At 68.8% G+C, this 9,999-nt stretch carries 10 protein-coding genes; 2 read left to right on the top strand and 8 right to left on the bottom strand.

Features of this window, described 5'->3' with window-relative positions; genetic code table 11:
• Positions 1-130 precede the first annotated feature (130 nt).
• The 7 genes from ACY0I8_RS13175 to ACY0I8_RS13145 all read right to left on the bottom strand — a co-directional run bounded on the left by ACY0I8_RS13175 (position 131) and on the right by ACY0I8_RS13145 (position 5,604).
• Complete coding sequence (locus tag ACY0I8_RS13175; RefSeq protein WP_461395118.1) at positions 131-853, bottom strand: glycosyltransferase family 2 protein; 723 nt, start codon at positions 851-853, stop codon at positions 131-133.
• Between the two features lie 39 nt (positions 854-892).
• Positions 893-1,066 (bottom strand): Trm112 family protein, encoded by a 174-nt coding sequence (locus ACY0I8_RS13170; protein ID WP_461395117.1) that lies wholly within the window; start codon positions 1,064-1,066, stop codon positions 893-895.
• A gap of 45 nt (positions 1,067-1,111) precedes the next feature.
• On the bottom strand, positions 1,112-1,678 hold the full coding sequence (locus tag ACY0I8_RS13165; RefSeq protein WP_461395116.1) for a methyltransferase family protein: 567 nt from the start codon (positions 1,676-1,678) through the stop codon (positions 1,112-1,114).
• Positions 1,675-2,838: a glycosyltransferase family 9 protein gene (locus tag ACY0I8_RS13160; RefSeq protein WP_461395115.1), complete on the bottom strand. Its 1,164-nt coding sequence runs from the start codon at positions 2,836-2,838 to the stop codon at positions 1,675-1,677. The genes ACY0I8_RS13165 and ACY0I8_RS13160 overlap by 4 nt, the downstream gene beginning before the upstream one ends.
• Positions 2,839-2,990: 152 nt before the next feature.
• Positions 2,991-3,563: a D-glycero-alpha-D-manno-heptose-1,7-bisphosphate 7-phosphatase gene (locus ACY0I8_RS13155; protein ID WP_461395114.1), complete on the bottom strand. Its 573-nt coding sequence runs from the start codon at positions 3,561-3,563 to the stop codon at positions 2,991-2,993.
• Positions 3,560-4,450, bottom strand: a complete 891-nt coding sequence (locus tag ACY0I8_RS13150) for a lysophospholipid acyltransferase family protein (RefSeq protein ID WP_461395113.1) — start codon at positions 4,448-4,450, stop codon at positions 3,560-3,562. Before ACY0I8_RS13150 ends, ACY0I8_RS13155 begins: the two co-directional genes overlap by 4 nt.
• Before the next feature lie 2 nt (positions 4,451-4,452).
• Complete coding sequence (locus ACY0I8_RS13145; protein WP_461395112.1) at positions 4,453-5,604, bottom strand: deoxyguanosinetriphosphate triphosphohydrolase; 1,152 nt, start codon at positions 5,602-5,604, stop codon at positions 4,453-4,455.
• Positions 5,605-5,765: 161 nt separating this feature from the next.
• Here ACY0I8_RS13145 and ACY0I8_RS13140 point away from each other — a divergent pair, with 161 nt between their 5' ends.
• Both ACY0I8_RS13140 and ACY0I8_RS13135 read left to right on the top strand, forming a co-directional pair.
• Positions 5,766-6,530 (top strand): substrate-binding periplasmic protein, encoded by a 765-nt coding sequence (locus ACY0I8_RS13140; protein WP_461395111.1) that lies wholly within the window; start codon positions 5,766-5,768, stop codon positions 6,528-6,530.
• 6 nt (positions 6,531-6,536) lie between these two features.
• Complete coding sequence (locus ACY0I8_RS13135) at positions 6,537-8,120, top strand: ATP-binding protein (RefSeq protein WP_461395110.1); 1,584 nt, start codon at positions 6,537-6,539, stop codon at positions 8,118-8,120.
• Positions 8,121-8,359: 239 nt separating this feature from the next.
• On the opposite strand, the gene ACY0I8_RS13130 is transcribed toward ACY0I8_RS13135, so the two are convergent.
• Positions 8,360-9,999: aldehyde ferredoxin oxidoreductase family protein (locus tag ACY0I8_RS13130; RefSeq protein WP_461395109.1), on the bottom strand; the 1,640-nt coding region annotated here is incomplete at its 5' end.

Genomic DNA, 9,999 nt, shown 5'->3' with positions numbered 1-9,999 from the left:
TTTAGTCAACGAGCACTCCACAATCCATGTATCTAGGCATTTTGGCCCAAAACCCAGCCTTCACAACCGCACAAGGCCCTATTCATGCGAAATCTGCTCGTCAGAACCACCCCGATGTCCCCAGCAACTGTCAAAGTCGGGCCGAAAGGCTCGCAATGAAAAAGCCCTGGGGCCCGTCGAGAAAGCCCCTCTTGAGCACGTACTTTTTCAGGAACTCCAGCGGCGGGCGAAGGACGAGAGCGGTCCACGAGAACCGCCGGCCCCGGGCGTGGTGTTCCTCGGCCAGGATCGAGCTGAACCGGTTGATCGTCTGGACGTGATCGGCCATGTCGTCGTAGGTGTAATGGACGATCTCGCCCCGCAGACGCCCGACCGGCCCGTCCACCACCACATCGTAGTGGGGATCCACCCCCTCCCAGCGCCCCTTTTCCCGGCGAAACAGCCGGATGCGCGGCTCCGGGTACCATCCAGAGTGATCGATCCAGCGTCCCAGGTAGTGAACGTGTCGGGTGATCCGGTACCCATCGTGAGCAGGTGAAGCGGACAGGAGGCTCACGATCTCGCCGGCCAGTTCGGGGCGCACGCGTTCGTCCGCATCGATGGACAGGACCCACTCTCCTGCCGCTTGATCCTTCGCGAAATTTTGCTGGGCCACGTAACCCGGCCAATCGGTTTCGATCACCCGGTCGGCGATCTCCCGGGCGATCTCCACCGTGCCGTCGGTGCTCCCGGAGTCCACAACAACGACCTCGTCGCAGAACCGGACGCTCTCGAGGCAACCGCGGATCTTGTCCGCCTCGTTCTTGCAGATCACGGTGGCCGAAAGGCGCGGAGGGGCGGAAGAACGGGACATGGGCGGGGCCGGCGGAGAAAGCGGGGGAGGACTCAGCGCTCAGTCCTCGAGCGGGGTTGCCTCGTCGATGAGCATGATCGGGATGTCGTCCTCCACCCGGTAACGCAGCTTGCAGGCATGGCAAAGGAGCGCGTTCTCAGGTTCCCGGTATTCCAGGTCCCCTTTGCACTGGGGGCAAACGAGGATGTCCAGCAGATCCTGGGGCAGCGCCATGGTTTCCTCCTCGCGCGTTTCGGGTGAGGTGAGTATACGCGGGTTTCACGCCCGAAGCAACAGGTAAAGGGTGACCCCGTACAGCCCCAACCACGCCCGCCACTCCCGGTGCACCGACCACATGCGCCGGGCGTCATACCGGGCCCGGTCCTGGGCTCCGGGCAATCGCCGGGGGACAAACCTTGGCACCCGCTCGCAGTACCGGAGAAAGGCGTCGCCATAGCGGGCGAGGAGTCGCTTCTCCTCTTTACGGATCAACGCCCCGTACACCGGCACGAAAAACGCCACAAGCAGCACCGGAAACCACCAGCGCCCCCCCATCACCGCCACGCCCAATCCGATCAAGAAGTTTCCAAGGTACAGGGGGTTTCGCACGAGCCCGTATGGGCCCTCGGTGGTGAGTTGCTCGTTCTTGACGATCGTGCCCGAAGCCCAGGTTCGAACGAGCTCCCCCAAAAGGGCGATCCAGAACCCCCAGAACACGCTCTCCCGGGTGGGATCGGCGAACACGAGGAACAGCGCGCCCGCCACGAACCCCCAGGTGACCCGTTTTTTGACGAAGGTCTGGAAAAACCAGGACGACTCGTCCACCTGCCCGATGCGCTCGCTCACCCGGTCTTCTCCCTCGAGGCCGCCTCGATCTGGCGGCCCACGGCCGCCAGCAATTCCTCCATGTCCACCCGCTCGTAGCATTTGACCGGCCGGTCGCACGACCGCTGCCAGCAGGGCCGGCAGTCCACCTTGGCCAGCACGGCCTCCCCCCGGTCGAAAAAGTCGATCTCCTGCTCGCAGGTGAGCCCGAACCAGGCCACGACCCGTTTCCCGAGCCCGATGGCCAGGTGCATGCCCAGGGAGTCGCCGGTCACCACCACGTCGGCCAGGTCCATGTACTGGATCCCCCGGCGCAGGCCCTCGGTGCACGGGGTCTCGAGCACGGGGGCCCGGGTGAGCCGGGCGATCTCCCGGTTCCGGTCGGCGTCCTCCGGCCCCCCCAGGAGGAGCACCCGCACGCCCGGGAACCGGTCCACCAGCTCCTCGGCGAGCCGGGCCTGGTAGTCCACCGGGAGCTTCTTATAGGGGAACAGGGTCGAGCAGCCGGTGTTGAGCCCCACGGCCACCGCGTCCCCGAGGCCCCAGGCCCACCGCATCCGCTCCACGAACGCCCGCTCCTCCTCCGAAAGCCGCAGCACGTACGGGTCGCGCTGGAACGCGAACCCCATCGTCTCGGCGAGCATCTCCTGCTCGCTTTTCCGGTTCCGGCGGAATTTCAGGTCGTCGTCGAGCCCGGTCCAGTACTGGTACCCTGCGGCCGGGGTCAGGGGCACGATGTTGCCCCGCTCGTCCATCCCAAACCCGCGGCGTTCGGCCGCCCGCACCCGTTGGGCCAGGGCCGCCGAGCGCCGGCTCTTGTCCACGTTGAGCACCAGGTCGAACCGCCGGGGCTCTAGTTCCAGCACGGTTTCCGGGCCGAACAGGAGAACCTCGTCCACGTAAGGGTTGTTCTCCAGGATCGGCACGGCGTTCTTGAGGGTGACCCAGGTCAGGAAGCTCTCCGGGTAGGCCCGCTTGATCGCCGGCAGAAGCGCCGTGGTGCGGACCACGTCGCCCATCGCGTCCAGATTGATGAGCAAGATCTCCGCACCCCGGGGCCGGTACTCGGGGCACCCGTCACAGAGCCGGCGGAACCGGCAGGGCTTGTACCCGTTGAAGTACCGGCAGTCCGCCGCGTAGGGGCCGAACCCCTCGACCACGGGCCGTTCGGATCGGTTCATCTCTGGTGCCTCGGACACAGTGCTCAAAAGCTGGAAAGCTGGAAGGCTAGAAAGCTGGAAAGCCGAAGGCCGCTAGGCTTCCTGCATCGCGGCCGACTCCAGTGCGCGGGGGCGGCTTCTGGCCGCGACCTCTCCCCCGGCGGCCCGTCCCATCACCTCTTTACCTCCCCTTTGCGGTCGGGACCTCCCAGGATCCGGTCCGCCGCCGCCCGGAGGTCATCCGCGATGGCGTCGGGCTTCACCCCCGACTCCCCAAGCCGCGCCGCCGTCTCCCGGCCGTACCCCGTCCGGACGAGGACCGCCCGGCACCCGGTCCGCCGGGCGAGTTCCAGGTCGGCCGGTTTGTCGCCCACGACCCAGGACCGGCCCAGGTCGAGGCCGAGTTCGGCCGCCGCCCGGAGCACCAGCCCCGGCTCGGGCTTCCGGCACCCGCAGGGCCCCGTGAACCCCGGGTGGTGCGGGCACACGTACCATCCGTCGAGCGCGGCCGCGGGCCCCAAGCGGCGGTCGATCTCCCGGTGCACCGCTTCCACGAACGAGAGGCCGAAGTACCCCCGGGCCACCCCCGACTGGTTCGTCACTCCCACCAGGGCGAATCCGGCCCGCCGGAGCCGGCCCAGCCCTTCGGGCACCCCGGGGAGGATCTCGAGGTCCTCCATCCGGGAGAGGTAGTGGGCCTCCCGGATGAGGGTCCCGTCCCGGTCCAGGAACACGGCCGGCCTCACGGGGCCAGCCCCTCCGGGAGGCGCCAGCGCCGGTGCACCCAGAACCACTGCTCGGGGCATCGGCGCACGGCCCCCTCGACGACCCGGTCGAACGTCCGGGTGAACGCCCGGATGCGATCCTCCCGGGTTCCCTGGGGCGGCGGCTCCACCGGCGGCTCGGACCACGCCACGAAGCCGGTCCCTTCCCGGCGGCAGAAGGCCGGCACCACCGGGGTCTCGGTGCGAAGCGCAAGGGTGGCGAGGCCCCGGTTTGTGGAGACCGGCCGGCCGAAAAACTCGCTCCGGATCCCCTCCCGCGAAAGGGCCCGCTGATCCAGGAGGAACCCCACCACCCCCCCGTCCCGCAGGGCCCGAAGCACCGGCCGCACCGCATGGCGGTGGGGGATCAACCGCCCGCCGAACCGTTCCCGGAGCCTTCGGACCAGCGCGTCCACCCGCGGGTTTTTGATTCGGCGCCCCACGGCGGAGAAGCGATACCCCGACGCGGCCAGAGCAAGCCCCGCGAGTTCCCAGTTGCCCAGGTGGGCCGTGAGGAGAAACGCCCCCTTCCCTTGGGCCAAGACCCGGTCCAGATGGTCGCGCCCCTCGAACCGGAACCGCGAAAGCAGGGTTTCGGGGGATTCGGCGAACACCCCCGCGAACTCCACCGCCGTGGCTCCGAGGTGCCGAAAGTTCTCCCGGGCCGTCTCTCGCACCCAGGTCTCCGGGCGCTCCGGAAACGCCAGTCGCAGGTTTTCCAGGGCCACCCGGCGGTGCGCCCCGTCGATCCGCCACCACAGCGCCCCCAGGCGGCGGCCCCAGGCGACCCGGGCGTCCCACGACACCCGGCCGGCCCAGGACACCCCGAGGCGCACGGCAAGGTAGGAAACCGCGTCGCCCGCCCCCAAGTTCACACCTTCTGGAACGGGTCGAAGAGCCGCCGGTACTCCTCCAAGAGGCTTCGGTCGGTCATGCCGGCGATCCGGTCGCACACCACCCGCTTCAACCCGTCGCGCTCGGCCCGTTCCCGGTCGGCCCGGTCGAGCAACCCGGGGTTCTCCACGTAGGCGGTGAAGAGTTCGGTCAGGAACCGCTCTGCCTTGACCCGCATCGCCTCCACCTTGGGGTGCCGGTAGAGCCGTCCGTAGAGGAACTCCTTGAGTTCCCGGTTCCTGGCCTCCATCTCGGCGGAACGTACCACGAGCCTCCGGCCGGCCCGACGCACGTCCTCCAGGGTGGCCACCCCCGCCTCCCGGATCGCCCGGGTGGTCGCCTCCACCAGGTCGGCCATCATGCGTCCGATGAGGTGGCTGATCGTCTGGTAGATCTCCCGGCGGCCCCCGATGCCCGGGAACTTCCGGCGGACCAGGGCCCGGGTCTCCCGCCACACCGTGACCTCGTCGAGGTCCTCAAGGGTGATGTACCCCGCCTCGAGCCCGTCGTCGATGTCGTGATTGTTGTAGGCGATCTCGTCGGCCAGGTCGATGAGCTGGGCCTCCAGGGTGGGTTGGAGATCGAGTTCGTACTCGTCGAGCCCCTCGACCATGGGGCGGTCCCAGCTCGACGAGTGTTTGACGATGCCCTCCCTCACCTCCCAGGTGAGGTTGAGCCCCTGGAAGCCGGGGTAACGCTCCTCGAGCTCGGTGACCACCCGAAGGCCCTGGAGGTTGTGCTCGAACCCTCCCGCGTCCGCCGCCAGGCGGTGAAGCACCTCCTCTCCCGTGTGGCCGAACGGGGTGTGGCCCAGATCGTGGGCCAGGGCGAGCGCCTCGGCGAGTTCCTCGTTGAGGCCCAGCCGGCGCGCGAGCCCCCGGGCGATCTGGGCCACCTCCAGGCTGTGGGTGAGCCGGGTGCGGTAGTAGTCCCCCTCGTGGTTGAGGAAGACCTGGGTCTTGTACTCGAGCTTCCGAAACGCCTCGCAGTGGATGATCCGGTCCCGGTCGCGCTCGAACGCCGGTCGGTCGTCCTTGAACGGTTCGGCGTGGGCACGCCCCCGGCTCCGCGCGCTGCGGGCCGCGTAGGGCGCGAGATCGGGCCGTTCCCCACCGATTGCGTGTGCCATGGCCTCGTCTCCGGAAACGAGCGGCCCGATACCCTAACAGACCCCGCCTCCACCGGCAACAACTGCCTGCCTCCCGTCAGTCCCCGGAATTTCCTGGCGCCGTGAGGGAGGAATCGGGTATTTTGTGCGCCGTGGTTTCACTTTCTGCGGGAGAGTACGCAATGGGAATCCGGTGGATGGCCCTGGCGCTCTGGCTCCTCGTGGTCCCCGTGGCAGCCAACGCCTCCGAGCGAATTCTCCGGGTGGGGGTGTTCGACCACCGGCCCTACATGATCGTGGAGGGGGATGCGGTGTCCGGCACCGACGTGGAGTTGGCACGCCTCGTGTTCGAAGCCGCCGGGTACGGGGTGGAGTTTCGGGTTCGCCCCCCCGCACGCGTGTTCCACGAAATCGAAACCGGGGAACTCGATGCCCTCACCGGACCCGCGAAGACCCCCGAGCGGGAGAAGCTCCTGTGGTTCACCTCCCCCATCCACGCCAAGGCGGCCCAGGTGTTCGGACCTCCGGAACTCCGGCTGGAGCGTCTCGAGGCCCTTGCGGACCTGGGCCGCCCCGTGGGGTTCATCCGGGGGTTCACCTTCGGAGACGACCTGAACCGAATCCGGGACCGGCTGCGGGAACGGGGCCTCGCCGAGGAGGAGGCGACCACCCGGGCGAACATCCGGAAACTCCTCGCCGGCCGGATCGCGGCGTTCGTGGACATGCGGGACCCCACCCTCTACGAGATCCGGGAGCTCGGGGTGGAGGGGAAGGTCGTGCCCGTGTCCGACCCGGTGTTCATGGGCTGGGCGCACTTGGCCCTCTCCCGCCGCACCTGCACCCGAGAGGACCTGGAGCGCGTGGAGGCGGCCCTGCGGCAGCTCCGGGCCCAAGGCCGCATCCCGGCCCTCGAGTTTCCCGCCCCCACGGCTCGCTCCGCCCGGTGAGGCCCCATGGCGCGCAGGGGGTCTTGGGCGCGGAGGATCGGGCTACCCTACGTGGTGCTCGTGCTCGCGGCGGCGGGGGCGGCCCTCGTGTGGGCCGATTACCGGCGGGAGGAGGCCGTTCTCCTCGAAAAGGGAAACCGGGCCGCCGCTGTCGCCGCCCGCCTGCTCCAACGTCCCCTCTGGAACCTGGCACTCGAGGATATCCAGGCCGGAATTGAGACCCTCCTGCTCGACCGGGACGTGATCGGCGTCGAGGTCCGGGACGCGGGGGGTACCGTGGCATCCCGGTGGACCGAGCCGCCCCCCGGGCCGGGGAGCGTTCTTACGTTCGAGCGCCCCATCCGGCACACCGGCAGGGAGATCGGCACCCTCCGGCTCGCCCTGACCACCCGGCGCTTGCGCTCCCGTCTCCTCCTGGGGGGAATCCTGGCGGTCGGCGGCGCGGGGTTGGCCGGCCTGGGGTTGCTCGCCTACGTCCAGGTCCTCTTCGCCCAGTGGGTGCGAAGTCGCCGGTTCGCCCGCCGGTTGGCCCGCCAGGAGGTCCACACCGACCTGATCCTCGACGCGCTGGGGGTTTCCACCTACGGGGCGAGAACCGACGGGAGCCTCCTTTTCGGCCGGGGAAGCCTCCTGGAATCTTCGGGTCAGCCCCGCCGGTGGGGCGACTGGGTCCTCCCGGAAGACCGCCCCGAAGCCCTCCGGTGGTTTCGCACCGCCTCGGCCGCCGGGACCATCTCCTCCACCGAGTACCGGGTGCGGCGCCCGGACGGCGAAATTCGTTGGGTACGGGACTGGGTGCGCCGAGACGGCCGGCGGATCCTCGGCCTCCTTGCGGATGTCACCGAGGCCCGGCGGGCCCGGGAGCAGCAGGCGGCCTTGGATCGCCAGATGGCCCAGGCCCAGCGCATGGAAAGCCTCGGCAGGCTCGCCAGCGGGCTCGCCCACGACTTCCGGAACCTCCTCCACGTGGTCCGGGGCCATTTGGAACTCCTCGAACGGGGACTCCCCCCCGAGCAGTGCCTCCCCCCGGCCCGGGACGGGCTCGATCAGGCGTCCAGGCTCCTCCAGAGCCTCCTGCAACTCGCCCGCACCGACATCCCCCGGCGGAAGGTGCCCATCGGGCGGGTGGTGGAGGAGGCCGTCGCCCTCGCCCGCCCCACCCTGGGGCCGGACGTGCACTTGGAGCTACACATTGCCGCATCGCCCACGGTGGATCTCGGGGTTCCGGAGTTCCAGCAGGCGATCCTTAACCTCCTGGTGAACGCGAAGGATGCCGTGGGGGACAGGGGCAGGATCGAGGTCGTTGTGAGCGAGGAACCGGATCCCGAGGGCCGGCCCTGGGCCGTTGTGACGGTGCGCGACGACGGGCCCGGCATCGCCCCCGAGGTGCTCCCCCACGTGTTTCAACCGTTCTTCACCACGAAGCCCCCCGGCATCGGCACGGGGCTCGGGCTCGCCATGGTGGAGCGGATCGTCCACCTCCACGGCGGCGCGGTAGAGGCCGCCTCCCCGCCGTCGGGGGGAGCAGAGTTCCGGATCCGCTTGCCCGTCCCCGAGGAGCCGCCAACGGAGGGGTGGACAACCGAATAGCATCGCGGCCGTCCGAAGCACTGTGCTTTGCCAGAAAACGGGGGTCGTTCTGTTGGCGTGTGGGCCATCGAGGTGGTGCCGCTGCCGGTGACGTCCGCCCATCGGTTCCAGCGGCAGGTAGCGTCTCGGGATACGTCTCTTCCAAATCCCAAGTGGCGCCCCGGCCCCGCACGAAACAAGGGCGGAAGCCATATGGCTTCCGCCCTTGTCCCCTTCCGCGGATTCTCACCACCCCGGGGCTACTTCACGAAGTTGAACACCTGGTCGAGTTCCTCGTCCGGCACCATGAACACCGTGTTGTGGGGCGGCAGGGGCTCCCGGTACATCCAGTCCGGAAGCCGGTCGTCCGCGTTGGTGAACCCGGCCGCCTGGTTCCATTTGCGCTCGATCGAGAGCACCGTCTTCCCCAACTCCGTCACGTCGTCCGGGCCCAGGTTCGTGCCGTAAAACGCGTTGATCATCTCGTAGACCGCCTCGAACGCCTCGGGCTTGTCCATCACCGCAAACGCCACAAACAGGCAAAGCCCCGTCGAGTCGATGGCCGCCGTGGCGATCTGCAGGTTCCGGCTCAGTTCCACCTGCCCCTCGGGCTTCAAGGGGTCCACGTAGCCCCCCACCTTCAGGATGTTCGTCGCGATCGCGTAGCCCGCCGTGTGGTCCGCCCCCATCGTGGAGGTGGCGTAGGTCACCCCGATCCCCTGGATCGCCCGCGGCTCGTAGGCCGGCATCGCCTGCCCCTTCACCACCGGCACATGGGCCACCCCGAAGCACTGCCCCGTCACCTTGGCCCCAGACCCCAGGATCCGCCCCAGCGGCGTGCCCTTCCCCACCTCCTTGAGAAGCTCGATCGCCGCGTTTGCGTCCCCAAACTTCGCCAGCCCCGCGTCCATCGCCACCGCGATCGTGGCCCCCATCTCAATCGTGTCGAGCCCGATGTCGTCCGAAAGCCGGTCCATCTCCGCGATGGCGTCCAGGTCGTCGATGCAGCAGTCCGTGCCGAAGCTCCAGACGGTCTCGTACTCCGGGCCCTTGGTCTTGTAGTTCCCGTCCTTGTCCATGTAGATCCGCGAGCATTGGATCACGCACCCCGAGTGGCACCCGTGGGCGATCTTGCCGCCCCGCTCCAAAATCACGTCGTGCTGGGCCTCCCCCGAGATCTTCGATGCCCCTTCGAACCGCCCCTCCCGGAAATTCCGGGTCGGCAACCCCCCCGCCTCGTTGATGATGTTCTGGAGCACGTTGGTCCCGTAGGTGGGAAGCCCCTCCCCCGTCACCGGGTGCTCCTTGAGGGCTTTCGCGAACTTCTTGGAGGCCTCCCGGAACGCCTCCTTGTTCTGGGGCTGGCGCATCTGGGTCTCGGAGTCGTCGAGCACGATGGCTTTGAGGCCCTTCGACCCCATGACCGCCCCCAGCCCGCCCCGGCCCGCGTGCCGGGTGGGCCGCATCTCCCGGTCGGTGCAGGCGATCGAGGCCGCGGTGAGGCCCATCTCCCCCGCCTGCCCGATCGTCACAAACCCGATCTTCTTCTCCCCGTACTTCTCCACGAGCTTCGCCACGGTGTCGTAGTTCCCCAGGCCCTTGAGCTCCGGGCTCTCCACGAGCTTCACCGAACCTTTCCGGAGTTCCAGGGTGTAGCGCTTGTCCGGGTCGGCCGGCTGGTCCTCGATCACCAGGGCCCGGATCCCCAGCCGGGCCAGGATCTGGCCGGCCTGGCCCCCGGCGTTCGCCTCCTTGATGGTGCCCGTGAGCGGGCTTTTCCCGCCCACCGAGATCCGGCCCGAGATCGGCGCGGCCGACCCGCCCAGAAGCCCCGGCGCGAACACGAGCTTGTTGGCCGGCCCCAGGGCCGTGCAGGTGGGCGGCACCTCCTCGGCCACGA

The sequence above is a fragment of the Deferrisoma sp. genome (genome assembly GCF_054681715.1).
This window is presented reverse-complemented; position numbering and strand designations above follow the sequence as displayed.